The sequence below is a fragment of the Streptomyces sp. NBC_00012 genome, from assembly GCF_045040875.1.
Lineage (GTDB): Bacteria > Actinomycetota > Actinomycetes > Streptomycetales > Streptomycetaceae > Streptomyces.
In genome coordinates, this window is the sequence record NZ_CP108309.1 from 5,374,231 (window position 1) to 5,399,274 (window position 25,044).

Genomic DNA, 25,044 nt, shown 5'->3' on the forward strand with positions numbered 1-25,044 from the left:
GCCCGTACCGCGCCCCGTTCAGCCCGAGGAACCCCGAAGGACCCCATGCCCCGCGGCCGATATTCGCTCCACGATCTTCACGATCACACCCCCCTCGGCGAAGAACACTTCCAGTGCGCACCCGGCCCCTCCGGCTGGCGCTACCTTTCCCGGACCACCGCCCCTTCCGGCGACCACCTCGGATCCGTCGACCTCACCCTCGACGAACTGGGCCGGCCCATCCGTCTCGAACTCCACGCCGCGAGCTGGCAGGTCCGCGGCGCCGCCCTCGAAGGCGTCACCTGGGTGCGCACCGACCCGACCGGCAGTCATGCCACCGAAGGCAACGTCCGCGCCCACGCCTTCACCGGCACATCCCCCGCATTCCTCATCGCGACCGCACGACTGCTGCGCCTCACCCCCGATTCCCCCGCGACCCGCGTCCGCCTCGTCGCCTTCACGGACCCGGTCCTCGCACCCCGCACTGTCGACCAGTCCTGGGCCCTGGTGAACAGTGAAGCGCACGCCACTGACAACGGCCCCCTGGCTGTGGACGAATACCAGGTCAGCGCCCTGGACACCGGCGAACAGCACACCATTCACATCGCCGGCGACGTGGTCCTCGCGGCGCCGGGCATCGAGCTTGAGGACCTGGAGTCCCCGCCCTCCCCGCTCTAACCCCCGGCGTCCATCTGCCGTCTGCCGAGCGGCATCCGGCACTTCCCCGAGCTCTCGACATCGTGCCCAAGAGGAGGGGGGAGCCCCCCGCGGCGTTGCAGAACGCCCTGGTAGCTCCGTCCTCCAGCTCTCAACTGCCTTCGAGCAGGGGAGACCCCACTCCGCGCCGCATCGTCAGTACGTTCGAATACACCCAGTATTCGGAGGCCTCCGCCTTGCGATGCACTGCGTCCGCGCCGCACGCCGATCCACCCGATCCACCAGGGATCACGGGACAGCCCTCAGGCGGGTGGCGCGAACCCCGTGGCAGCAGGCGGGACCTGCCCGCCCTCCACCCCTGGGGCCGCCGCAGGCGCACCCGCCTGGGCAGTCCCGGCGGGAGGCGCAGCCCCGACCGGCGCCCGGACGGCGGCATCCCGGCTCACCGGAGCCCCACTCACCGGCCGTCCGGCCTCCCCCTCCGAACCACCACGCGCAGTCCCGTCCTGAGCGGCACCGAACACCCGCCGCGCATCCCGCGCCTGCCGCTCGTTCACCACCGCTGCCAGATAGGCCACGGCCGGCACCCCCTCAGGCACAGGGACTCCGGTCCGCTCCGCCAACTCCCCGGCCAGCCGCTCCGCCATCGACCACCCCACCTGGGCATCGAGCTGATGCATACGGGTCAGGTACTGGCGCACCGCCAGCCACAGGGACTCCGGCACCGCCGACAGGTCCAGCCCCGCGAACCGCCCGACCAACCACGGCGGCGGAGGCGGCACGGCAGCAGCCCGCCCCGCGGGCACCCGCTCCCGTACGACGAGCGTCCCCGCGAACACATCCCCGAGCCGACGGCCCCGCGCCGACACGAGCGAGGCTATGCACGCGACAACTCCGAACGTCATCAGAATCTCGACGACCCCCATGGCTCCACGAACCAGCGCATGCCGGAACCGGATCGGCCCTCCGTCGTCCCGCACCACCCGCAGCCCGCACGCCAGCTTCCCCAGCGAACGCCCGTGGCTGAGCGTCTCCACCGCGATGGGCCCGCCCACCAGCACCAGAAGGAAGGTCGCCACGGACACCGCGGCGAGTGCCGCGTCGTCCAGCGTCGCCGTCGCGATGGCCAGCCCGATCGACACCAGGACGAACGCCGCCCCCACCACGGCAAGGTCGATGGCCAATGCCAGCGCCCGGCTCGGCAATTTCGCCGGCCGCAGCCCCAACACGACCGCGTCCCCGGTCACGAGCTCACTCATCGCCGCCCCACCCTTCGCCGACCATCCCTGCCCCTCGGGGCCTCAGTCTGCCAAGCTGACCGGCAGCGCGCCGCCGTAGTACGAACCCGTACGCACCCATGCCTGGAGCAGCAGCCGATCATGGATCTCGATGTCTTCGTGACCGCCCACCGCACCGAGTGGGACCGCCTGGACCATCTCCTGCACCGAGGGCGCCGGCTCACCGGCACGGAAGCCGACGAGCTCGTCGAGCTCTACCAGTGCACGGCCACCCATCTCTCGCTCCTGCAGTCCAGTACCCCGGACCCGATGCTCACGGCACGCCTCACCCAGCTCGTGGCCCGCGCCCGAGCCACGGTCACCGGCACCCGCCGAGCCTCCTGGCGCGACGCCGCCCGCTTTCTCACCGCAGGCTTCCCCTCCGCCGTCTACCGGTCCAGGCACTGGTGGATACCCACCGCGGTCCTCTCCACATTGCTGGCGGCAGTCATCGGCTGGTGGATCGGTACGCATCCGGAAGTCCAGTCGGCCATCGCCGCCCCGGAGGACCTCCGCCGCATGACCAGCCCGGGCGGGGAGTACGAGACGTACTACTCCAGCCACCCGGCAGCATCGTTCGCCGCCCAGGTGTGGACGAACAATGCCCAGGCCGCAGCCATGTGCCTGGTCCTGGGAGCGTTCCTCTGTATCCCGGTGATCTGGATCCTGTTCATCAACGTGCTCAACCTCGCGGTCGGCATCGGTCTGATGTCCTCAGCCGGCCGGCTCGACACCTTCCTGGGGCTGATCCTCCCGCACGGCCTGCTCGAACTCACCGCCGTATTCGTCGCCGCGGGTACGGGCCTGCGTCTCGGCTGGACGGTCATCGACCCGGGCCCGAACAGCAGGCGCTCAGCCCTCGCACAGCAGGGCCGGGCCGCGATCGGCATGGCCATCGGCCTCGCGCTGGTCCTGTTCGTCTCCGGTCTCATCGAAGGCTTCGTCACCCCGTCCGGCCTCCCGACCTGGGGGCGCATCACCATCGGCATCGTGGCCGAGCTGGCCTTCCTCGCCTACGTCTACATTCTGGGCGGCCGAGCCGCGCGAGCCGGAGACGGCGGAGATGTCGATCCCACGGAACGAAGCGCCGAACTTCCGGTTGCCGCCTGATGTGCGCGCGACCCCGCTGACCTGCTAGTCTCCTCCTCGCCCCCAAAAGCCATTGACACGGCCGACATGGGGAGGTATATTTTAACGGTTGCCTCGGACTGGACAAGTCCGGGCCCAGCAGTTAGTGTCTACCTCGCTCTCATCGGAAAATGAATTTCCGCAGAGCCATTGATTCCTTCCTCTGAATCACGAAGCCGATTTTTCGGCCGAATGTTTCTGATAAAGTCGAATCAGCCGAAAGGCAAAGACCACTTCAACGGTCACCAGAATTCAAATTCGAACCAGAAACGGAACGAAAAAGAGTCTGGTAAGGTTGGAACCGCCGGAAAGGGAAGCGCGAAAGCGAAGAACTGGAAAGCGAAAGCAGGGCCCGCTTCGACCGGGAATCGGACACGAAAGAGTCTGATAGAGTCGGAAACGCAAGACCGAAGGGAAAAGCCCGGAGGAAAGCCCGAGAGGGTGAGTACAAAGGAAGCGTCCGTTCCTTGAGAACTCAACAGCGTGCCAAAAGTCAACGCCAGATATGTTGATACCCCGGCCTGCTTCGGCAGGTTGGTGGTTCCTTTGAAAGTCCTACGGGGTCACTGACCCGGTAGGCAATTACACAGCGAGGACGCTGTGAACGACCGGTCTTATTCCGTCCGGTCGTTCCGCTCTCGTGTTGTGTTGTCCCGATCACGGGAAAACATTCACGGAGAGTTTGATCCTGGCTCAGGACGAACGCTGGCGGCGTGCTTAACACATGCAAGTCGAACGATGAAGCCCTTCGGGGTGGATTAGTGGCGAACGGGTGAGTAACACGTGGGCAATCTGCCCTTCACTCTGGGACAAGCCCTGGAAACGGGGTCTAATACCGGATAACACTCTGTCCCGCATGGGACGGGGTTGAAAGCTCCGGCGGTGAAGGATGAGCCCGCGGCCTATCAGCTTGTTGGTGGGGTGATGGCCTACCAAGGCGACGACGGGTAGCCGGCCTGAGAGGGCGACCGGCCACACTGGGACTGAGACACGGCCCAGACTCCTACGGGAGGCAGCAGTGGGGAATATTGCACAATGGGCGAAAGCCTGATGCAGCGACGCCGCGTGAGGGATGACGGCCTTCGGGTTGTAAACCTCTTTCAGCAGGGAAGAAGCGAGAGTGACGGTACCTGCAGAAGAAGCGCCGGCTAACTACGTGCCAGCAGCCGCGGTAATACGTAGGGCGCAAGCGTTGTCCGGAATTATTGGGCGTAAAGAGCTCGTAGGCGGCTTGTCACGTCGGATGTGAAAGCCCGGGGCTTAACCCCGGGTCTGCATTCGATACGGGCAGGCTAGAGTGTGGTAGGGGAGATCGGAATTCCTGGTGTAGCGGTGAAATGCGCAGATATCAGGAGGAACACCGGTGGCGAAGGCGGATCTCTGGGCCATTACTGACGCTGAGGAGCGAAAGCGTGGGGAGCGAACAGGATTAGATACCCTGGTAGTCCACGCCGTAAACGTTGGGAACTAGGTGTTGGCGACATTCCACGTCGTCGGTGCCGCAGCTAACGCATTAAGTTCCCCGCCTGGGGAGTACGGCCGCAAGGCTAAAACTCAAAGGAATTGACGGGGGCCCGCACAAGCAGCGGAGCATGTGGCTTAATTCGACGCAACGCGAAGAACCTTACCAAGGCTTGACATACACCGGAAAGCATCAGAGATGGTGCCCCCCTTGTGGTCGGTGTACAGGTGGTGCATGGCTGTCGTCAGCTCGTGTCGTGAGATGTTGGGTTAAGTCCCGCAACGAGCGCAACCCTTGTTCTGTGTTGCCAGCATGCCCTTCGGGGTGATGGGGACTCACAGGAGACTGCCGGGGTCAACTCGGAGGAAGGTGGGGACGACGTCAAGTCATCATGCCCCTTATGTCTTGGGCTGCACACGTGCTACAATGGCCGGTACAATGAGCTGCGATGCCGCGAGGCGGAGCGAATCTCAAAAAGCCGGTCTCAGTTCGGATTGGGGTCTGCAACTCGACCCCATGAAGTCGGAGTTGCTAGTAATCGCAGATCAGCATTGCTGCGGTGAATACGTTCCCGGGCCTTGTACACACCGCCCGTCACGTCACGAAAGTCGGTAACACCCGAAGCCGGTGGCCCAACCCCTTGTGGGAGGGAGCTGTCGAAGGTGGGACTGGCGATTGGGACGAAGTCGTAACAAGGTAGCCGTACCGGAAGGTGCGGCTGGATCACCTCCTTTCTAAGGAGCACTTCTTACCGGGCTTGCCTGGTCAGAGGCCACTACGTCGGCAAATGTTCGACGGTGGTTGCTCATGGGTGGAACGTTGACTATTCGGCACGACAGGTTGTTTTTCACTAGTACTGCTTCGGCGTGGAACGTGGGGGACGGCAGGTCGGGTCGGGCACGTTGTTGGGTATCTGAGGGTACGGCCGTATGGTCGCCTTCAGTTGCCGGCCCCAGTGAACCTGTTCTTCGGAGCGGGGTGATGGGTGGCTGGTCGTTGTTTGAGAACTGCACAGTGGACGCGAGCATCTGTGGCCAAGTTTTTAAGGGCGCACGGTGGATGCCTTGGCACCAGGAACCGATGAAGGACGTGGGAGGCCACGATAGGCCCCGGGGAGCTGTCAACCGAGCTTTGATCCGGGGGTGTCCGAATGGGGAAACCCGGCAGTCGTCATGGGCTGTCACCCGCTGCTGAACACATAGGCAGTGTGGAGGGAACGAGGGGAAGTGAAACATCTCAGTACCCTCAGGAAGAGAAAACAACCGTGATTCCGGGAGTAGTGGCGAGCGAAACTGGATGAGGCCAAACCGTATGCGTGTGATACCCGGCAGGGGTTGCGCATGCGGGGTTGTGGGATCTCTCTTCTGCGGTCTGCCGGCCGTGGGACGAGTCAGAAACCGTTGATGTAGGCGAAGGACATGCGAAAGGTCCGGCGTAGAGGGTAAGACCCCCGTAGCTGAAACATTGACGGCTCGTTTGAGAGACACCCAAGTAGCACGGGGCCCGAGAAATCCCGTGTGAATCTGGCGGGACCACCCGCTAAGCCTAAATATTCCCTGGTGACCGATAGCGGATAGTACCGTGAGGGAATGGTGAAAAGTACCGCGGGAGCGGAGTGAAATAGTACCTGAAACCGTGTGCCTACAAGCCGTGGGAGCGTCGCTGTATGTGCTTGCACATGCAGTCGTGACTGCGTGCCTTTTGAAGAATGAGCCTGCGAGTTTGCGGTGTGTTGCGAGGTTAACCCGTGTGGGGAAGCCGTAGCGAAAGCGAGTCCGAATAGGGCGTTTCAGTAGCACGCTCAAGACCCGAAGCGGAGTGATCTAGCCATGGGCAGGTTGAAGCGGAGGTAAGACTTCGTGGAGGACCGAACCCACCAGGGTTGAAAACCTGGGGGATGACCTGTGGTTAGGGGTGAAAGGCCAATCAAACTCCGTGATAGCTGGTTCTCCCCGAAATGCATTTAGGTGCAGCGTCGTGTGTTTCTTGCCGGAGGTAGAGCACTGGATAGGCGATGGGCCCTACCGGGTTACTGACCTTAGCCAAACTCCGAATGCCGGTAAGTGAGAGCACGGCAGTGAGACTGTGGGGGATAAGCTCCATGGTCGAGAGGGAAACAGCCCAGAGCATCGACTAAGGCCCCTAAGCGTACGCTAAGTGGGAAAGGATGTGGAGTCGCAGAGACAACCAGGAGGTTGGCTTAGAAGCAGCCACCCTTGAAAGAGTGCGTAATAGCTCACTGGTCAAGTGATTCCGCGCCGACAATGTAGCGGGGCTCAAGCGTACCGCCGAAGTCGTGTCATTCGTACATTAATCCCCAACGGGAGTACGGATGGGTAGGGGAGCGTCGTGTGCCGGGTGAAGCAGCCGCGGAAGCGAGTTGTGGACGGTTCACGAGTGAGAATGCAGGCATGAGTAGCGATACACACGTGAGAAACGTGTGCGCCGATTGACTAAGGGTTCCTGGGTCAAGCTGATCTGCCCAGGGTAAGTCGGGACCTAAGGCGAGGCCGACAGGCGTAGTCGATGGACAACCGGTTGATATTCCGGTACCCGCTTTGAAACGCCCAGTACTGAGCCCATTAATGCTAAGTCCGTGAAGCCGGCCCGATCTCTTCGGAGTTGAGGGTAGTGGTGGAGCCGATGAACCAAGGTGGTAGTAGGTAAGCGATGGGGTGACGCAGGAAGGTAGTCCAGCCCGGGCGGTGGTTGTCCCGGGGTAAGGGTGTAGGACGCACGGTAGGCAAATCCGTCGTGCATATAGTCTGAGACCTGATGCCGAGCCGATTGTGGTGAAGTGGATGATCCTATGCTGTCGAGAAAAGCCTCTAGCGAGTTTCATGGCGGCCCGTACCCTAAACCGACTCAGGTGGTCAGGTAGAGAATACCGAGGCGTTCGGGTGAACTATGGTTAAGGAACTCGGCAAAATGCCCCCGTAACTTCGGGAGAAGGGGGGCCATCACTGGTGATTGGATTTACTCCATGAGCTGGGGGTGGCCGCAGAGACCAGCGAGAAGCGACTGTTTACTAAAAACACAGGTCCGTGCGAAGCCGTAAGGCGATGTATACGGACTGACGCCTGCCCGGTGCTGGAACGTTAAGGGGACCGGTTAGCTGACTTTCGGGTCGGCGAAGCTGAGAACTTAAGCGCCAGTAAACGGCGGTGGTAACTATAACCATCCTAAGGTAGCGAAATTCCTTGTCGGGTAAGTTCCGACCTGCACGAATGGCGTAACGACTTCTCGACTGTCTCAACCATAGGCCCGGTGAAATTGCACTACGAGTAAAGATGCTCGTTTCGCGCAGCAGGACGGAAAGACCCCGGGACCTTTACTACAGTTTGATATTGGTGTTCGGTTCGGCTTGTGTAGGATAGGTGGGAGACTTTGAAGCAGCCACGCCAGTGGTTGTGGAGTCGCCGTTGAAATACCACTCTGGTCGTGCTGGATGTCTAACCTGGGTCCGTGATCCGGATCAGGGACAGTGTCTGATGGGTAGTTTAACTGGGGCGGTTGCCTCCTAAAGAGTAACGGAGGCGCCCAAAGGTTCCCTCAGCCTGGTTGGCAATCAGGTGTTGAGTGTAAGTGCACAAGGGAGCTTGACTGTGAGACCGACGGGTCGAGCAGGGACGAAAGTCGGGACTAGTGATCCGGCAGTGGCTTGTGGAAGCGCTGTCGCTCAACGGATAAAAGGTACCCCGGGGATAACAGGCTGATCTTCCCCAAGAGTCCATATCGACGGGATGGTTTGGCACCTCGATGTCGGCTCGTCGCATCCTGGGGCTGGAGTCGGTCCCAAGGGTTGGGCTGTTCGCCCATTAAAGCGGTACGCGAGCTGGGTTTAGAACGTCGTGAGACAGTTCGGTCCCTATCCGCTGTGCGCGTAGGAATATTGAGAAGGGCTGTCCCTAGTACGAGAGGACCGGGACGGACGAACCTCTGGTGTGCCAGTTGTTCTGCCAAGGGCATGGCTGGTTGGCTACGTTCGGAAAGGATAACCGCTGAAAGCATCTAAGCGGGAAGCCTGCTTCGAGATGAGTATTCCCACCAACTTGATTGGTTAAGGCTCCCAGTAGACGACTGGGTTGATAGGCCAGATGTGGAAGCCTGGTAACGGGTGGAGCTGACTGGTACTAATAGGCCGAGGGCTTGTCCTCAGTTGCTCGCGTCCACTGTGTTAGTTCTGAAATAACGAACGGCCGTGTTGTTCCGGTGTTGTTTATTTCATAGTGTTTCGGTGGTCATTGCGTTAGGGAAACGCCCGGTTACATTCCGAACCCGGAAGCTAAGCCTTTCAGCGCCGATGGTACTGCAGGGGGGACCCTGTGGGAGAGTAGGACGCCGCCGAACAATCATTGTAGAAAGCCCCGTGCCCTTTGTGGCACGGGGCTTTTCTGCGTTCTGTGGTGGTCGATCGGGAAGCCCTTTCCCCGATGTGCGACTCGGTTTGTTTTCGGCAGTGAGATGAGTTAGAGCCGGCCTGCCCCTTTCAGGGCGAGGTAGGCATCGGCGAGGGCCGGGGCAAGATTGTCCGGAGTGGCATCGACAACCACCGCGCCGTGACGCTGGAGCTGTTCTGCGGTGCGAAGTCGCTTTGCCTGGGCCTGTGCGCCTGCCGCAGCTTCGTAGATCGCGTCCACTGTGCCTCGCGAACCCGCCATCTGCTCGACATGCGGGTCCGCCACAGAAGCCACCAGCACGGTATGGCGCTGGGTCAGACGACTGAGTACGGGAAGTAGACCTTCCTCCACGGGGGCTGCGTCCAGACCGGTGAGAAGCACGATCAAAGAGCGGCGAGGAGCTCCGGCGAGCGCCGCGGCGACGAGACCTCGGGAATCCGTTTCCACGAGTTCCGGCTCGACGGGCGCCAGGGCGTTGACCATGGCCGACAGGACATCTCCCGCAGACCGGCCTTGGACCTGTGCGCGGATGCGGCGGTCGTAGGCCAGCAGGTCCACGCGGTCGCCCGCGCGAGTGGCAAGTGCCGTGAGCAGCAGGGCCGCGTCCAGAGACGCGTCGAGGCGGGGCACATCACCGACACGCCCTGCCGAGGTACGGCCGGTGTCCAGGACGACGAGGATGTGACGGTCCCGTTCTGGGCGCCACGTACGCACGGCGACGGCGGACTGACGTGCGGTGGCCCGCCAGTCGATGGAGCGGGTGTCGTCGCCGGGCACGTACGGACGCAGGCTGTCGAATTCCGTGCCTTCGCCACGGGTGAGAACACTGGTGCGGCCGTCGAGTTCGCGGAGTCTGGCGAGACGGGACGGCAGGTGCTTCCGGCTGGTGAAGGGAGGCAGGACGCGCACCGTCCACGGGACGTGGTGAGTCCCCTGTCTGGAGGCAAGCCCCAGCGGTCCGAACGAGCGGATGGTGATGCGTTCGGCTCGGCGGTCACCCCGCCGTGTCGGCCGCAGGAAGGTGGTCAGCCGACGGCGTTCGCCTGCCGGGACCGCCAGTGTGTGCCGTGAGGAAGCCTGGTCCGTGTCGGCGGGCCAGCTGCTGGGAGGCCAGGCGTCGCGAAGGTGTGCCCGCAGTTTGCGACGGGAAGTGTTGGTTACGGTGAGTTGTACTTCGGCGGACTCGCCAAGTCGAACGCTTGTATCACCGGATCGGGTGAACTGGAGTGTTCGCACTGGTGCAGCCAGGGCATAGTCGCAGAGAATTGCCAAAGAGAGCGGTGCGTTGACTGCCAGCATTCCGGTCCAGCTCGGGGCCAGGATGCCTACAGGGAGTGACCCCAGGGCTGCCAGCAGGGCGGTACGTCCGGTGAGGGCCACGGTCACCGCCTCATCGGGGTACGGGGACGTGAGCGAGGACGGCCGTGATGACGGAGTCGGGGGTGACACCCTCCATCTCCGCCTCGGGCCGCAGTTGGATGCGATGGCGAAGTGTGGGGAGTGCCAGGGCTTTCACGTCGTCCGGGATGACGTAGTCACGGCCGGTGAGCCAGGCCCAGGCGCGCGCGGTCGACAACAGGGCGGTGGCCCCTCGGGGGGAGACGCCGAGGGAGAGCGAGGGGGATTCACGCGTGGCACGACAGATATCGACGACATAGCCGGCGATCTCGGGAGAGACCTTGGTCTGGGCGACCGCGTTCCGGGCTGCTTCCAGATCGGCCGGGCCGGCGACGGGGCGTATGCCGGCCGACTTGAGGTCACGGGGATTGAAGCCGTCGGAATGACGGGTGAGGACGTTGATCTCCTCTTCCCGTGAGGGAAGAGGCACCGTCAGTTTGAGGAGAAACCGGTCCAGTTGGGCCTCGGGGAGCGGATAGGTGCCCTCGTACTCGACGGGGTTCTGCGTGGCGGCTACGAGGAAGGGGTCGGGCAGCTGTCGAGGAGTTCCATCGACGGTGACCTGGCGCTCTTCCATGGCTTCGAGGAGGGAGGACTGGGTCTTGGGAGGGGTGCGGTTGATCTCGTCGGCGAGCAGCAGATTGGTGAAGACGGGGCCGGGCTGGAAGGAGAACTCAGCTGTGCGGGCGTCGTAGACCAGCGAGCCGGTGACGTCGCTGGGCATCAGATCGGGGGTGAACTGGACGCGCTTGGTGTCGAGTTCGAGTGAGGCGGCGAGAGCCCGTACCAAGAGGGTCTTGGCCACTCCGGGGACGCCTTCGAGGAGGACGTGGCCTCGGCAGAGCAGAGCGACGACGAGTCCGGTCACTGCAGGGTCCTGGCCGACAACGGCCTTGGCGATCTCCGAGCGCAGCGCTTCCAGAGATGCGCGGGCTGTGTCGCCGTTCCCGAGGGACTCGGTGGTCTCGGCGGGCACTGGGGGCGAGGCGCTCATGACGTGCGTACCTCTCTTTCGAGGGTGTCGAGTTGGTCTGCCAGTCGAACGAGAGCGGCATCCTCGGACGGGGCGGGTCCGAAGAGCAATGTCTGGAGGCTGTCGTCCGCGCTGCCCAGGCGGGCGGAAACGGCAGGGACGAGTGTTGAGGGGGAGTGGGCGTCGCGTGGGGGGACGCCGACGAGCGGGGCGATGCGGGTCCGGGCGGCGGAACGCAGTGACTCGGCGGCCCGGTCGCGGGCGTTCGCCTTGCGGTAGAGGCGGGCCCGGCCCTCGGTGGATTCGGAGGCACGGATGGCCACGGGCAGTCGCTCGGTCACCAGGGGGCCCAGACGGCGGGCGCGCCAGATGGCGGCGAGTACGGCGGCAAGAGCTAGTTGCAGCGTGCCCCACAGCCAGCCCTGGGGGATCAGGTCGGCAAAGCTGCGGTTGTCGGGGGCATCGTCGCCTTCCGTACCCCTGTACCCGGCAGTGGCGGATGTATCAGCGAGTGAGGGGAGGTACCAGACCAGATGAGGGCGGGAACCGAGAAGTTGCAGGGCCAGGGACGCGTTGCCCTGGTTGGCGAGTCGGTGGTTGTGAAGGAGGTCGGGGGAGCCGAGGAGCACGGTGTCACCCGCTCCTTGCTCGACCACGAGCAGGGTGGGGAGGCCGCCGCTCGGGAAGCAGCCGATGGTGTCGAGTCCGTCCGAGGCGTAGCGGACGCCTCCCGTTTCGACGTCGCCGGCGCTCCGGGCGGCGGGCAGGGAGCATTCGGGGGAGCGAGGGGCCACCGGTCCGGCGGACTTTGCCCTGACACCGGGGACCAGCGTGTGCACGGAGGACGGGCTCGCTGCGAGCAGGACGGTGCGGCCGGCCGAATCGTCGGTCGCGGCCCGGAGCTCGCTCTGCTGGCGCGGTGCCAGCAGATTGGGGGAGGTGACGAGCAACGTGGTGTCGGGGCCGACCTCGGCGGTGGCTTCGTCGAGGGTGGTGACCACGTCAACGGAGACGCCGCGTTCCTTGAGGAGTTCGGAGATGGCCCGGCTGCCGTAGCGGTCGGCGGAGCGTGGGTCGAGGAGGCCGTGCTGGTCACCGGAGCGGACGGTTGCCAGGGCGATTCCGGCGGCGATGAGTACGAGGAGGGCGAGGAGCAGACCGCGGATGCGGACCCAGACCTGGTGAGGGGTGGGGGCCGACGAGGTGGAGGCGGCGGTGACCCCGGTCATTCGCCTGCCCCCTGGGTCGTGGTTGTCAGGAGAGGCTTGGCGGTTTCGAGGTCGAGGTCAAGAGTTCGTAGGGCCAGGTATGCCTGCCGGTCGGCGGTACGGCCGCCGTACGTGACATCGTCGAATTCCCTGGCGGCCGCGTGGAGTCGCGTCGCGTGTGCGGGCAGTGGCCGACCCGCTTCGGCGGCGGCCTCGTCGGCGGTGCGCCCGGGGCGGGGGTCGAGCAGGGCGCGCTCCTCCAGGGAGCGGACGATGGCGCGCATCCGTTCCTGGACCGCGTCGTTCCAGCGTTGGGCATCGGCGTGGGCCTCGGCGGCCTTCCGGTGCTCGGCCGCGCTGCGGGGGCTGTCGTCGAAGAGGGCGTCCACGGACCGCACGGTGCGGCGCGGAGTGCCCAGCCGCCACCAGAGTGCGGCGACCATGCTCACGACGATCAGTACGAGTACGACAAGACCTGCAGGGCCGCCCGGTGCGGCGCCGGAAGCCGTGTCCAGGAGGTCGCCGATCCAGTCCCAGAGCCGGTCGAGGCCGCGCTGGAGGAGGTTGGGATCGTTCTCGTGGTACATCGGTTTGGACAGCTCGTGCTTTGCTGCCTCGCGGGCGGGGACACGTGGAGTGTCCACGGGCATGTCGCCGTTCGCGCGGATCAGTAGCCGTACTGCTGTGGTGCCCCCCGCCCCCGACACGGCATCAGCTCCTGGTGTCGTATCCGGGCAGGCCCGCCGCGCGGGCGAGCTCGAGGTCGAGTGCTTCGCGGCGGATGCGCTGATCGATGTAGAGCAGCGCCATCACGCCGGCGGAGAGCGGGTACGTGATCGTCGCGATGATCACCTCGCCGATGCCGGAGACGATCAGGAAGGGCCAGCCGAAGTTTGTGGAGCCGTCCGTGAGGGCGGAGCCGATTCCGTCGCCGTCCACGGCCACCGCGATGACTCCGAACGGGATGGTGACGATCACGGCCACGATGAGCGTCAGCAGCCCGGTCAGCGCCAGGATGCCGAAGGTCCGCCACCAGGCGCCCCTGACCAGCTTCGCGGAACGGCGCATGGAGGTGGTGATCGACTGCCGCTCCAGCATCAGGGCCGGCGAGGCGAGGCAGAAGCGGACCATCAGCCAGATGACGACGACGAACGCGGCCATGAACCCGAGGAGGGCGAGCCCGGCACCTGCGGTGGAACCGAGGAGCATGCCCGGCAGCAGGCCCACCGCCAGGATGGCGGAGCTGATCAGGGCCAGCAGCAGGGTCAGCCCCAGCAGCTGAGGAAGCCGGGGCCGGGCCTCGGCCCAGGCTTCGGAAAGCGTCACGGAGCGGCCCAGCACGGAGCGGCTGATCACCACGGTCAGCACAGATGTCGTGATCAACGTGGCGATCATGGTGATGAGCAGGGAGGGCAAGCTGCTGAACAGAGTCGACTGAGCCGATTCGGTTGCCTGCCGCAGAGCTTCCGAGCCGGTGGCGTTCGGGTCGATCCGCGGAGGCTCCGGCAGCAGGAAGCGTTCCACGAGGATGATCGCGATCTGGGCGATCACGGACACGGCCAGTGTGATGCCGAGAACCGTGCGCCAGTGGGCGCGCATCGTGGAGACCGCGCCGTCAAGGATCTCGCCGACGCCGAGAGGCCGGAGAGGGATGACGCCGGGCTTGGCCGCAAAGGGCGGCTGTCCCCAGCCGGGGCCCTGAGGTCCGCCGCCCCAGCCCGCGGGGGGAGGCGGTGCGCCGGGTCCGGAGCCGGGAGAGCTCGGTGGGGACCACTGCCCCGCGGGCGGCTGCGTGGGAGACCAGTTCCCTGCCGGGCCGCTGCCGTCGACGGGCTCGGAGGGCCGGGGAACACCGGCCCCCTGACCCTCGGAGGGGGCAGATCCGGGCGAGGCCCAGCCCGGAGTGTCGTTCATTCTCGCTCCTTAACGGTCCTGCCCGCTCATCGGGGCGGCAGGTTGGCAGCCATCGTGCCACGCGTTGCCCGGGTCTGGGCCGGGCGCTGTATCTCCTTCCTGCCTTCATTTGCGGGTGACACACCGGGCAGACTGGGTGGATGGCTGATCTGGACGCGCAATCGCCGGTGGGCATCGAGCCTCCCGCGCTTCCCGTACTTCGCTGGGCCGAGCCGCCGGAAGGTCCCGCGCTGGTGCTTCTCGACCAGACGCGACTGCCAGCGGAGGCAGCCGAGCTGGTGTGCACCGATGTGCCCGCGCTGGTGCGGGCGATCCGGACGCTGGCGGTGCGCGGCGCCCCACTGCTCGGTATCACGGGGGCCTACGGGGTGGCTCTCGCGGCCGCCCGGGGGGACGACGTGGCGGTGGCCGCGGAGCTGCTGGAGCGGGCGAGGCCCACCGCGGTGAACCTCGGGTACGGGGTGCGGCGGGCCGACAGGGCATACCGGGGGGCCGTCGCGATGGGGGCGGATCCGGAGCGGGCCGCAGCGGTGGCCCTGGCCGAGGCCAGGGCGCTGCACCGGGAGGACGCGGAGGCCAGCGGGCGCATGGCGCGGTACGGCCTTGCCCTGCTGGACGAGCTGCTGCCCGGCAGCGGTGGGCATCGTCTGCTCACGCACTGCAACACGGGGGCACTCGTCTCGGGTGGTGAGGGCACCGCCTTCGCCGTGGCGCTCGCGGCGCACCGGGAGAAGCGGCTGCGGCAGCTGTGGGTGGATGAGACGCGTCCGCTGCTGCAGGGCGCCCGGCTGACGGCCTTCGAGGCGGCGCGCAACGGAATGTCGTACAGCCTGCTCACGGACAACGCCGCTGGTTCGCTGTTCGCCGCGGGCGAGGTGGATGCCGTGCTCATCGGGGCGGACCGCATCGCCGCGGACGGGTCGGTGGCCAACAAGGTGGGGAGCTATCCGCTCGCGGTGCTCGCGAAGTACCACCACGTGCCGTTCATCGTGGTCGCGCCTATCACGACCGTGGATCTGGACACCGCGGACGGAGCGTCGATCATCGTTGAGCAGCGACCGGGGACCGAGGTGACGGAGCTCACATCGCCGTGGGCCGGGGTGGCGGGCGAGGATGCCGGCGGACTGCTTGTGGCCCCGGCGGGAACCCAGGCATACAACCCTGCGTTCGATGTCACGCCGCCGGAGTTGATCACGGCGATCGTCACGGAGGAGGGCGCAGTTTCCCCGGTCACGGGGGCCGGACTGGCAGAGCTGTGTGCCAGATCATCGCAGGTAACGATTAGCTAATGGGATGATGTCGATTATGAAGGGACGCGTCCTTGTCGTCGACGACGACACCGCACTGGCCGAGATGCTCGGGATTGTGCTGCGTGGTGAAGGGTTCGAGCCGTCGTTCGTAGCGGACGGCGACAAGGCACTTGCCGCATTTCGTGAGGCCAAGCCGGACCTGGTCCTGCTCGATCTCATGCTGCCCGGTAGGGACGGCATCGAGGTCTGCAGGCTGATCAGGGCCGAGTCGGGTGTGCCGATCGTCATGCTCACTGCCAAGAGCGACACGGTTGACGTGGTGGTGGGCCTGGAGTCCGGGGCCGACGACTACATCGTCAAGCCGTTCAAACCTAAGGAGTTGGTTGCCCGGATCAGGGCACGTCTGCGGAGGTCCGAGGAGCCGGCGCCGGAGCAGCTGGCCATCGGGGACCTGGTCATCGACGTGGCCGGTCACTCGGTGAAGCGGGAGGGGCAGTCGATCGCCCTCACCCCGTTGGAATTCGACCTGCTGGTCGCGCTCGCCCGTAAGCCGTGGCAGGTGTTCACCCGTGAGGTGCTGCTGGAGCAGGTGTGGGGATACCGCCACGCCGCCGACACCCGGCTGGTGAACGTGCACGTCCAGCGACTGCGTTCCAAGGTCGAGAAGGACCCGGAGCGGCCGGAGATCGTGGTGACCGTCCGAGGGGTCGGTTACAAGGCCGGACCGAGCTGAGATGCCCCCGAGTAGCGCTGCTCCGCAGCCCGGGGAGCCGGGAGCCCGTGCGGAGCGGGCTGCCGGTCCAGGACACAGGACGTTCCGGGTCGGACGTCTTCTGCAGGGCGGCCGGTTGTTCCACGACCGGGCGCCCGGCGGTCCTGTGCCGCGATTGCTGATGCGCTGGGTGCGGCGTCCGCTGCTGCCCGCCGTAAGGCTCTGGCGGCGCAATCTCCAGCTGCGGGTCGTCGCGGGCACGCTGCTCATGTCGCTCGGTGTGGTGCTGCTTCTCGGGCTGGTCGTGATCGGGCAGGTGCGCAACGGCCTGCTCGAAGCCAAGGGCAAGGCCGCCCAGACGCAGGCGGCCGGCGGTTTCGCCGCTGCCCAGGAGAAGGCCAACGCCCCGCTCACCCCCGGTGGGCAGGGCGGTGACACGGCGGATGGCGCCACTGCCAACAATTCGTGGCGGACCGAGCTCGTCGACCAGCTCGCCAGCGGCGGCAAGAACGCCTTCAACGTGGTGGCGCTCAGCGCCGACGAGGGAACCCGTGCCCCACGCGGCTCGGGCAGCGTGGAGGCGGTGAGTATTCCGCAGCGCCTGCGGGATGCCGTGAACAAGGGGTCCGGAGCGTTCCAGACGTACTCCGAGATCCAGTACGCGAACGGGCAGCAACCGCAGCCCGGACTTGTCGTGGGCAAGCGGCTCTACGACAACGACCACAATCCGTACCAGCTCTACTACCTCTTCCCGCTGACGCAGGAGGAGAAGTCGCTGACGCTCATCAAGGGCACGCTCGCGACCGCGGGACTCTTCGTGGTCGTACTGCTCGGGGCCATCGCCTGGTTCGTGGTGAGGCAGGTCGTCACGCCCGTGCGCATGGCGGCCGGCATCGCGGAGCGGCTCTCCGCCGGCAGGCTCCAGGAGCGGATGAAGGTCACCGGCGAGGACGACATCGCCCGGCTCGGCGAGGCCTTCAACAAAATGGCGCAGAACCTGCAGCTGAAGATCCAGCAGCTGGAGGAGCTCTCCCGGATGCAGCGGCGCTTCGTCTCCGACGTCTCCCACGAGCTGCGGACCCCGCTGACGACCGTACGGATGGCCGCCGATGTCATCCATGAGGCCCGCGTCGACTTCGATCCTGTGACGGCGCGCTCCGCGGAGCTGCTCGGGGACCAGCTCGACCGGTTCGAGTCGCTGCTCTCCGATCTGCTGGAGATCAGCCGCTTCGACGCGGGGGCCGCGGCCCTTGAGGCGGAGCCGATAGATCTGCGGCAGGTCGTACGGCGGGTGATAGGCGGGGCCGAGCCGCTGGCCGAGCGGAAGGGCACCCGGATCCGGGTGGTCGGCGACGAGCAGCCGGTGATCGCGGAGGCCGACGCACGACGGGTCGAGCGCGTCCTGCGCAACCTGGTGGTCAACGCCGTCGAACACGGCGAGGGCCGTGACGTCGTGGTGCGGATGGGGGCGGCCGGAGGCGCGGTCGCCGTGGCCGTCCGGGACTACGGGGTGGGGCTGAAACCGGGCGAGGCGACGCGGGTGTTCAACCGTTTCTGGCGAGCGGACCCGGCCCGCGCGCGGACGACCGGCGGCACCGGGCTCGGGCTCTCCATCGCGGTGGAGGACGCCCGGCTGCACGGCGGCTGGCTCCAGGCGTGGGGCGAGCCCGGCGGCGGTTCGCAGTTCCGGCTGACTCTGCCGCGTACGGCGGACGAGCCGCTGCGCGGATCGCCGATACCACTGGAACCCGAGGACTCCCGTCGCAATCGGGAGAACCGTGAGCGGGCCGCGGCCACGCCGAAGGCCGGGAGCGAGCACCGGCTGACGGCGGTGCCGGCCCAGCCCGGCAACAGCGACAGATCCGCGCTGCCCGTACCGTCCCGCACTCCGGCGGCTCCGCGCACGGCGCCGGCCTCGGTTCATCCGGCGGCCCTTCCGGGGAGCGGCGCACGAGTGGTCGCGCGCCACGCCGAGGAGCGGTCGGACGGCGAATTCGACACTGCGGTGCAGGACCGGGAACGGGGGGACACGAATCGTGCGGACTGACCGTCGCAAGGACGGCCATGGACGAGTGCTGGGGCTGTTCGCGCTGCTCGGGTGCGGTGTGGTGCTGCTGTCCGCGTGCGGCTCGATGCCCGTCACCGGGGACGTCAAGGCTGTCGACGCCTCGCAGCCCGGTGACTCCCAGGTGCAGGTGTACGCCGTCGCGCCACGTGACAACGCCACGCCCAACGAGGTGGTCGACGGCTTCCTGGAGTCCATGACCAGTGATGACCCGCACTTCAGGACGACCCGCCGGTACCTGACGAAGAAGGCGGCCGAGACGTGGAAGCCGAACGCGGTCACCACCGTGCTCACCAAGGCGCCGAACCGGAACGACCGACCCCTCCACGCCAGCGACCGCAACGTCACCGAGGTCACCTACACGCTGACCGGTGAGAAGGTGGCGACGGTCGACGAGCAGAGCGCCTATCAGCCGCTCGCGCCCACGGACTACAACCAGGCCCTGCATCTGGTGAAGGAGAACGGGCCGGGCGGCAGGGAGTGGCGGATCGATCTCGTGCCGGACGGCCTGCTGCTCGGGCAGTCGGACTTCAGGCGTCTCTACCGCTCCGTCAACAAGTACTACTTCGCGGCGGGGCGGTCCGACGGGCAGTCGGCCCTGGTCGCCGATCCCGTCTATCTCCGCAGCCGGACGGACCCCGTCACGGGGATGGACACCGTGACGCAGTCCGTCCGCAGCCTGCTTGCGGGGCCGACCAGTTGGCTTCAGCCCGTGGTCGCATCGCGGTTCCCGCCCGGTACGGCGCTGAAGAAGGGGGTCACCTCGCTGGCGCCCGACGACCGCAACGTACTGAAGGTCCCGCTCGACAAGAAGGCGGACGGCGTCGGGCAGCGCACCTGTCGCATGATGGCCTCGCAGATCCTCTACACCCTGAGGGACCTGACGTCCGCCCGGGTCGAGCAGGTCGAACTCCAGCGTTCCGACGGCTCCCCGCTGTGTCTGCTCGGAGCGGACCAGGCGGAGGAGTTCGCTCCTGACGGTTCGTCGAGCGGGCCGGACAGCCAGTACTTCGTCGATGCCAAGGGGCATGTGGAACGAATTCCCGGCAGCAACAAGGGCAGCGGGACGCCGGAGCCGGTGGCCGGTCCGCTCGGGGACGGGCCGGTGCGGATGGGCGCGGTCGGTGTGGCCAGGGACGAGCAGTCGGCGGCGACGGTCTCGCGCGACGGGGCCTCTCTGTATGTGTCGTCCATCGTCTCGGACGGCGAACTTCCCGTGGCCTCGGTGACCAGTAGGTCCCACGACGTCAAGAACCGTCTGTCCACACCGAGCTGGGACGACCGGGGCGACCTGTGGGTGGCCGACCGGGATCGCGACAGGCCCAGACTGCTGAGATTGGCCGGGGGCACCGGGGAGCCGCAGCAGGTCGCCGTGCCCGACCTGGACGGCGGGCGGATCGAGGCGTTGCGCATGTCCGCGGACGGAGTCCGGATAGCCCTGCTGGTGACCCAGGACGGCCGCACCACGCTGAAGATCGGCCGGATCGAACGGCGCGGGCGGGAATCGGCGCAGCAGGTGTCGGTGGTGGAGCTGCGCCAGGCCGCGCCACAGCTGACGGATGTGACCGCGATGTCGTGGTCGGGCCGCAGTCGCCTCGTGGTGGTCGGCAAGGAGCAGGGTGGCGTGCAGCAGGTGCGTTACGTGCAGGCGGACGGCTCGACGTCCGCATCGGGCGTGCTGCCCGGCGTGAACCAGGTGTTGTCGGTCGCGGCGGCGGACGACGAGCAGCTTCCGCTGATGGCGGCCACGTCCAGTGACGGGATCGTGAAACTGTCGCCCGGTGACAATTGGCAGACAGTGGTCAAGGAAGGTTCGTCGCTGGTCTACCCGGGCTGAGAGCCACTCCACGGCCGGGATCCGCCGGGCCGGCCCGAGGCGGGAGCCGCAGGGCCTGGTCCGCGTTTTCCACAGGGGTGGCCGGGTCGCTGAGGGAAGCGCACAGTGGAGTCATGCGGGGGTGGTGGCGGGAGATTTCCGGCTTGGTGCTGCCGGTGTCCTGCGGCGGCTGCGGCAGGCCGCGTGTGCAGCTGTGCGAGGAATGCCGGGCGGAACTCCACGGTGGGGCACCGCGCCGGGTGAGGCGTGTTCCGGAGCCGCCGGGCCTGCCGGTGGTGCACGCGGCCGCCGCGTACGAGAACGCGGTACGCGCGGTGCTGCTGGCCCATAAGGAGCGGGGCGAGACGGGGCTGGCCGGAGCGCTCGGCAAGGCGCTGGCGGGTGCGGTACGGGCCGGGACGGGGCATGCGGGTGACGGCGGCCCCCTGCTGCTCGTGCCGGTGCCCTCGGCGCGGCGCGCGGTGGCGGCACGCGGCCATGATCCGACCCGCCGGATCGCGCTGGCCGCGGCGGGTGAGCTGAGACGCGGCGGCATCCCGGCCCGGGTGGTCGCGGTGCTCCGGCAGCGGCGTGCGGTGGCCGACCAGGCGGGGCTGGGCGCCGGTCAGCGGCTGGCGAATCTGGCGGGGGCGCTGGCGGTCGTGGCCGGGGGTGAGCGGCTGCTTGCGGCCGGACGGGTGGTGCTGGTGGACGACCTTCTGACGACGGGCGCCTCGCTCGCCGAGGCGGCCAGGGCGGTGGCGGTGGCGTGCGGGCACGCCGGTGCTGTCTCCGGCAGTGGGCAGGCGGCCGTTGTCGCAGTATCTCCGTCGGCCTTCGAAATAAACCGGAACTGTCGATGAACTTGCATCGTTGCAGGTAGTGAGTGAGAAAAACGCCCCTAACGGAGGTACGTGCGAGTAGCGGGTGCCGACATCCGGCCGGGCAGGCTATGTTCGGTTGTGAGGAATGGTGAATGCCAGACCTCGATGAATGCACCACCAGGTTTCGGGCAGGCAACACACCAGTAGTCCAGGAGCTGGGAATTCGGTGGGGTGGAGACCTCACCGATGGGGGAGGAGGAGGTGGAAGTCACCGAGTCCGCGGCTCCGGTTGTCACCGGGGCCTGGTGCAAAAGGGAGATGCTCCGCCTCTGAGCGGAGCGATCCGGGAACGGAGTTCTGCGTGGACATCGTCGTCAAGGGCCGCAAGACCGAGGTGCCCGAGCGGTTCCGCAAGCACGTGGCCGAGAAGCTGAAGCTGGACAAGATCCAGAAGTTCGACGGCAAGGTGATCAGCCTCGACGTCGAGGTGTCCAAGGAGCCGAACCCCCGTCAGGCCGACCGTTCCGACCGGGTGGAGATCACGCTCCGCTCGCGTGGTCCGGTCATCCGGGCGGAAGCGGCCGCAGGCGACCCGTACGCAGCGCTGGACCTGGCCACCGGCAAGCTGGAGGCGCGGCTGCGCAAGCAGCACGACAAGCGCTACAGCCGCCGCGGCAACGGCCGGATTCCTGCTGCAGAGGTCGGCGAGACCGTGCCGGGGGCGGCGTCGTTCAACGGCGAGGGTGATCTGATCGCCGATGAGTCGGCCGAGTCCGTACCGACCACGAGGTTCGGCTCGCTGGAGGTCCAGGGCGAGGGACCGCTGGTGATGCGCGAGAAGACGCACGTCGCCGCACCGATGTCGCTCGACCAGGCGCTCTACGAGATGGAGCTGGTCGGGCACGACTTCTATCTGTTCGTCGACTCCGAGACGAAGGAACCCAGTGTCGTCTACCGACGGCATGCCTATGACTACGGTGTCATCCACCTGAGGACCGACCCGCTGGCCGCTGATGAGGCGGGCGGCGCAGGCGGTGCGCTCGGCGGTTGACGCCACGCTTCCGCGGTGCCCCTGGAGCGTCTGTGCGCCCCCAGGGGCACCCGCGTGCGACCACAGGATCACCGCTCTGACGTCCAGGCATGGAATCATGGCGTCCCAGGCCAATCGGTGCTCTGTGAACTGCCGTTGGCGGACCGTGTGAACTTCAGGCCATGGCCTTCAGGGGGAGGAACGATGGCGGACGCCTTCGGGCCCGTGCGCGATGCGAATGACGCCGACGACGTCGGCAGTGCCGGCACCGGCGCGGACAGTGGTTTCCGCAGGGAGCCGATCAGGGTCCTCGTGGTGGATGACCACGCGCTCTTCCGCAGAGGTCTGGAGATCGTCCTGGCTCAGGAGGAGGACATCCAGGTCGTCGGCGAGGCGGGTGACGGGTCGGAGGCGGTCGACAAGGCCGCCGATCTGCTCCCCGACATCGTGCTGATGGATGTCCGGATGCCCAAGCGCGGTGGCATCGAGGCCTGCACGGCGATCAAGGAGGTGGCCCCCAGCGCGAAGATCATCATGCTGACGATCAGTGACGAGGAGGCGGACCTCTACGACGCGATCAAGGCCGGAGCCACCGGCTATCTCCTCAAGGAGATCTCCACGGACGAAGTGGCCACGGCCATTCGCGCGGTTGCCGACGGGCAGTCGCAGATCAGCCCCTCCATGGCGTCCAAACTGCTCACCGAGTTCAAATCGATGATCCAGCGCACCGACGAGCGCAGGCTGGTGCCGGCACCGCGACTCACCGACCGGGAACTCGAAGTCCTCAAACTCGTTGCAACGGGCATGAACAATCGCGATATCGCGAAGGAACTGTTCATTTCCGAGAACACCGTGAAGAACCACGTCCGCAACATTCTGGAGAAGTTGCAGCTGCACTCCAGGATGGAAGCCGTGGTCTATGCCATGCGGGAGAAGATCCTGGAGATCAGGTGACCCGGCCGGGGGAGAGCGGGCCAGCTGATATCGGGCCGGCCGAGGGCATGGGTGCTCAGGCCAGGACGCGGGCGATTTCCTGAGTGAGCGGTCCGCGCAGCTCCGGTGCGTCGACCCGCTCCAGCTGGACATCCGTACATCCGACCCAGGACGCGGCCTCCACCAGCGCCTCGGCCATCGGTGCCACGGCCTTCCTGCTCGCCAGCGACACCTGCCGGGCGACCAGCGTGCTGCCCTCGCGTGCCGGGTCGACCCGGCCCTGCAGCTTTCCGCCCGCCAGCAGCGGCATCGCGAAGTATCCGTGGACCCGCTTGAGCTTGGGGACGTAGGCCTCCAGACGGTGGGTGAAGCCGAAGATCCGCTCGGTGCGCGCCCGCTCCCAGACCAGCGAGTCGAACGGCGACAACAGTGTCGTACGGTGCCGCCCGCGCGGCTCCGAGGCCAGCGCAGCCGGGTCCGCCCAGGCGGGCTTCGCCCAGCCCTGCACCCTCACCGGCACCAGCCCGGAGTCGGCCACCACCGCGTCGAACTGCTCACCCTTGAGCCGGTGGTAGTCCGCGATGTCCGCACGGGTGCCGACCCCCAGGGACTGCCCCGCGAGGGCGACCAGGCGTCGCAGGCACTCCGTGTCGTCCAGATCGTCGTGCAGCACGGCGTCGGGCAGGGCCCGCTCGGCGAGGTCGTAAACCCGCTTCCAGCTGCGCCGCTCGGTGCACACCACCTCGCCGTACATCAGGGCGCGCTCGACGGCGACCTTCGACGCCGACCAGTCCCACCACTCCCCTCCGTTCTTCGCGCCGCCCAGCTCCGTGGCCGTCAGCGGGCCCTCGGCGCGCAGCTGCTTGATCACCGTCTCGTACGCACCGTCCGGCAGGTCGTGGTGCCAGTGCGGGCGGGAGCGGTAGGCGCGGCGGCGGAAGGCGAAGTGCGGCCACTCCTCGACCGGCAGGATGCAGGCCGCGTGCGACCAGTACTCGAAGGTGCGGCCACCCGACCAGTACGCCTCCTCGACGGAACGCCGGCCGACGGCGCCGAGGCGCGCGTACGGGATCAGCTCGTGCGATCGCGCGAGCACCGAGATCGTGTCGAGCTGCACGGCGCCGAGATGACGCAGCACGCCCGGAACCCCGGCCCGGCGGTCCGGAGCGCCGAGAAAGCCCTGGGCGCGCAGGGCGATCCTGCGGGCCTGGTCGGCGGAGAGTTCAACGGCGGGAGGCGGCACAGGCGTCATGCCCCGAACCCTAGAGGCAGGCACTGACAGTGAGCCGGGGTTCCCGCGGAACCCCGGCCCGACGGGTCAGGGGGCGGGCAGATAGGTGTGGGTGCCCGGCAGGCCGAGGTCGGACGGCAGCAGCGCACCGATCCAGGAGTCGCGCCGTACGCCCTTGTTGAGCAGGCCCGACCGCTGTGCGCCCTCCATCAGGAACCCGGCCTTCAGCGCCACGGCGCGCGAGGGGACGTTGCCCACCTCGGCGCGCCACTCCAGCCGGTCGCCGCCCAGTGCGGTGAAGGTCCAGCGGGCGGCGCACAGCACTGCCTCCGTCATGTAGCCGCGGCCCCGGTGCTCCCCGGCGGTCCAGAACCCCACCTCGTACGTGCCCGGCAGGCGGCGGTTGATGCCGAGGGCGCCGGTCAGGGCCCCGGTCTCGCGCAGGACCACCGCGAAGTTGTACATGGAGTCGTCGTGCCAGCCACCAGGAGACAGCTCTGTCGCGAAGAATTCCGAGTCGGCGCGGCCGTACGGGGAGGGCACGACCGTCCACCGCTGGATGTCCGGGTCCTGACAGGCCGCGTGGATCGCGTCCACGTCGCTTTCGGCGAAGGGTCGCAGCAGTAGGCGGTCGCTGGTGAGGGTGATCGGCTCCATGCAGGGATTCTGGGGAGGGAGTGCTCGGGAAGCGAACACTTTTCGGACTTCCCGGCACCTTCGGCGCTCCCCGGCCGTTGACTCGGAGGGGACAGCGGGGCCAACGCGGCGGCAGCCCTCCCGGGGCGGC

General features: G+C 66.8%; 17 protein-coding genes and 3 rRNA genes. 12 read left to right on the plus strand and 8 right to left on the minus strand.

What is annotated here, in order from left to right; genetic code table 11:
• Window positions 1-45: 45 nt before the first annotated feature.
• Window positions 46-657, plus strand: a complete 612-nt coding sequence (locus tag OHA19_RS24770; RefSeq protein ID WP_405713256.1) for a hypothetical protein — start codon at window positions 46-48, stop codon at window positions 655-657.
• A 281-nt stretch (window positions 658-938) separates the two neighbouring features.
• Here the strand turns inward: OHA19_RS24770 and OHA19_RS24775 are convergent, their stop codons facing one another.
• Window positions 939-1,895 carry an RDD family protein gene (locus tag OHA19_RS24775; protein WP_405751641.1) on the minus strand — a complete coding sequence of 319 codons (957 nt, stop codon included), beginning with the start codon at window positions 1,893-1,895 and terminating at the stop codon, window positions 939-941.
• Between the two features lie 120 nt (window positions 1,896-2,015).
• Between OHA19_RS24775 and OHA19_RS24780 the strand changes: the two genes are divergently transcribed.
• The 4 genes from OHA19_RS24780 (at window position 2,016) to rrf (ending at window position 8,853) form a co-directional block, all read left to right on the plus strand.
• Window positions 2,016-3,023 (plus strand): stage II sporulation protein M, encoded by a 1,008-nt coding sequence (locus OHA19_RS24780; protein ID WP_405713253.1) that lies wholly within the window; start codon window positions 2,016-2,018, stop codon window positions 3,021-3,023.
• Window positions 3,024-3,711: 688 nt separating this feature from the next.
• Window positions 3,712-5,237: ribosomal RNA gene (locus OHA19_RS24785) — 16S ribosomal RNA — on the plus strand.
• Between the two features lie 298 nt (window positions 5,238-5,535).
• Window positions 5,536-8,660 (plus strand): 23S ribosomal RNA (locus tag OHA19_RS24790).
• A gap of 76 nt (window positions 8,661-8,736) precedes the next feature.
• Window positions 8,737-8,853: ribosomal RNA gene (gene rrf / locus OHA19_RS24795) — 5S ribosomal RNA — on the plus strand.
• Together the 16S, 23S and 5S rRNA genes form the textbook arrangement of a ribosomal RNA operon.
• Window positions 8,854-8,972: 119 nt before the next feature.
• On the opposite strand, the gene OHA19_RS24800 is transcribed toward rrf, so the two are convergent.
• From OHA19_RS24800 to OHA19_RS24820, 5 genes are read right to left on the minus strand one after another with little or no spacing between them, the layout of a single operon-like run.
• A complete protein-coding gene (locus tag OHA19_RS24800) occupies window positions 8,973-10,283 on the minus strand; it encodes a DUF58 domain-containing protein (protein ID WP_405721520.1) in 1,311 nt (436 codons plus the stop codon).
• A gap of 10 nt (window positions 10,284-10,293) precedes the next feature.
• Window positions 10,294-11,295, minus strand: a complete 1,002-nt coding sequence (locus OHA19_RS24805) for an AAA family ATPase (RefSeq protein ID WP_405751644.1) — start codon at window positions 11,293-11,295, stop codon at window positions 10,294-10,296.
• Window positions 11,292-12,503, minus strand: a complete 1,212-nt coding sequence (locus OHA19_RS24810) for a DUF4350 domain-containing protein (RefSeq protein WP_405751647.1) — start codon at window positions 12,501-12,503, stop codon at window positions 11,292-11,294. Before OHA19_RS24810 ends, OHA19_RS24805 begins: the two co-directional genes overlap by 4 nt.
• The gene (locus OHA19_RS24815) at window positions 12,500-13,189 is read right to left on the minus strand and encodes a DUF4129 domain-containing protein (protein WP_405713247.1); all 690 of its coding nucleotides are present in this window, start codon (window positions 13,187-13,189) and stop codon (window positions 12,500-12,502) included. Before OHA19_RS24815 ends, OHA19_RS24810 begins: the two co-directional genes overlap by 4 nt.
• Window positions 13,190-13,193: 4 nt before the next feature.
• Window positions 13,194-14,396 carry a glycerophosphoryl diester phosphodiesterase membrane domain-containing protein gene (locus OHA19_RS24820; protein ID WP_405751649.1) on the minus strand — a complete coding sequence of 401 codons (1,203 nt, stop codon included), beginning with the start codon at window positions 14,394-14,396 and terminating at the stop codon, window positions 13,194-13,196.
• A gap of 140 nt (window positions 14,397-14,536) precedes the next feature.
• On the opposite strand from OHA19_RS24820, the gene mtnA reads away from it, so the two are divergent.
• From mtnA to OHA19_RS24855, 7 genes are all read left to right on the plus strand, one after another.
• A complete protein-coding gene (gene mtnA / locus OHA19_RS24825; protein ID WP_405713243.1) occupies window positions 14,537-15,685 on the plus strand; it encodes an S-methyl-5-thioribose-1-phosphate isomerase in 1,149 nt (382 codons plus the stop codon).
• 4 nt (window positions 15,686-15,689) lie between these two features.
• A complete protein-coding gene (gene mtrA, locus OHA19_RS24830; protein WP_187438793.1) occupies window positions 15,690-16,379 on the plus strand; it encodes a two-component system response regulator MtrA in 690 nt (229 codons plus the stop codon).
• Between the two features lies 1 nt (window position 16,380).
• Complete coding sequence (gene mtrB, locus OHA19_RS24835; RefSeq protein ID WP_405713240.1) at window positions 16,381-18,405, plus strand: MtrAB system histidine kinase MtrB; 2,025 nt, start codon at window positions 16,381-16,383, stop codon at window positions 18,403-18,405.
• On the plus strand, window positions 18,395-20,260 hold the full coding sequence (locus OHA19_RS24840; RefSeq protein ID WP_405713238.1) for an LpqB family beta-propeller domain-containing protein: 1,866 nt from the start codon (window positions 18,395-18,397) through the stop codon (window positions 20,258-20,260). Before mtrB ends, OHA19_RS24840 begins: the two co-directional genes overlap by 11 nt.
• A gap of 113 nt (window positions 20,261-20,373) precedes the next feature.
• Complete coding sequence (locus tag OHA19_RS24845; protein WP_405713236.1) at window positions 20,374-21,102, plus strand: ComF family protein; 729 nt, start codon at window positions 20,374-20,376, stop codon at window positions 21,100-21,102.
• A gap of 322 nt (window positions 21,103-21,424) precedes the next feature.
• The gene (gene hpf, locus OHA19_RS24850) at window positions 21,425-22,114 is read left to right on the plus strand and encodes a ribosome hibernation-promoting factor, HPF/YfiA family (RefSeq protein WP_405713234.1); all 690 of its coding nucleotides are present in this window, start codon (window positions 21,425-21,427) and stop codon (window positions 22,112-22,114) included.
• A gap of 183 nt (window positions 22,115-22,297) precedes the next feature.
• Window positions 22,298-23,047 carry a response regulator gene (locus OHA19_RS24855; protein ID WP_405713232.1) on the plus strand — a complete coding sequence of 250 codons (750 nt, stop codon included), beginning with the start codon at window positions 22,298-22,300 and terminating at the stop codon, window positions 23,045-23,047.
• 55 nt (window positions 23,048-23,102) lie between these two features.
• Here the strand turns inward: OHA19_RS24855 and OHA19_RS24860 are convergent, their stop codons facing one another.
• Together OHA19_RS24860 and OHA19_RS24865 are read right to left on the minus strand one after the other, a co-directional pair.
• Window positions 23,103-24,278 (minus strand): winged helix-turn-helix domain-containing protein, encoded by a 1,176-nt coding sequence (locus OHA19_RS24860; RefSeq protein WP_405751652.1) that lies wholly within the window; start codon window positions 24,276-24,278, stop codon window positions 23,103-23,105.
• Between the two features lie 66 nt (window positions 24,279-24,344).
• Window positions 24,345-24,914, minus strand: a complete 570-nt coding sequence (locus OHA19_RS24865; protein ID WP_405713229.1) for a GNAT family N-acetyltransferase — start codon at window positions 24,912-24,914, stop codon at window positions 24,345-24,347.
• Between the last annotated feature and the right edge of the window lie 130 nt (window positions 24,915-25,044).

Coding starts and splice junctions, on each gene's coding strand:
- mtnA (WP_405713243.1), top strand. CDS start 14,537: ATGGCTGATCTGGACGCGCAATCGCCGGTGGGCATCGAGCCTCCCGCG.
- OHA19_RS24805 (WP_405751644.1), bottom strand. CDS start 11,295: ATGAGCGCCTCGCCCCCAGTGCCCGCCGAGACCACCGAGTCCCTCGGG.
- OHA19_RS24775 (WP_405751641.1), bottom strand. CDS start 1,895: ATGAGTGAGCTCGTGACCGGGGACGCGGTCGTGTTGGGGCTGCGGCCG.
- OHA19_RS24810 (WP_405751647.1), bottom strand. CDS start 12,503: ATGACCGGGGTCACCGCCGCCTCCACCTCGTCGGCCCCCACCCCTCAC.
- OHA19_RS24780 (WP_405713253.1), top strand. CDS start 2,016: ATGGATCTCGATGTCTTCGTGACCGCCCACCGCACCGAGTGGGACCGC.
- OHA19_RS24865 (WP_405713229.1), bottom strand. CDS start 24,914: ATGGAGCCGATCACCCTCACCAGCGACCGCCTACTGCTGCGACCCTTC.
- mtrA (WP_187438793.1), top strand. CDS start 15,690: ATGATGTCGATTATGAAGGGACGCGTCCTTGTCGTCGACGACGACACC.
- OHA19_RS24770 (WP_405713256.1), top strand. CDS start 46: ATGCCCCGCGGCCGATATTCGCTCCACGATCTTCACGATCACACCCCC.
- OHA19_RS24860 (WP_405751652.1), bottom strand. CDS start 24,278: ATGACGCCTGTGCCGCCTCCCGCCGTTGAACTCTCCGCCGACCAGGCC.
- mtrB (WP_405713240.1), top strand. CDS start 16,381: ATGCCCCCGAGTAGCGCTGCTCCGCAGCCCGGGGAGCCGGGAGCCCGT.
- OHA19_RS24845 (WP_405713236.1), top strand. CDS start 20,374: ATGCGGGGGTGGTGGCGGGAGATTTCCGGCTTGGTGCTGCCGGTGTCC.
- OHA19_RS24820 (WP_405751649.1), bottom strand. CDS start 14,396: ATGAACGACACTCCGGGCTGGGCCTCGCCCGGATCTGCCCCCTCCGAG.
- OHA19_RS24855 (WP_405713232.1), top strand. CDS start 22,298: ATGGCGGACGCCTTCGGGCCCGTGCGCGATGCGAATGACGCCGACGAC.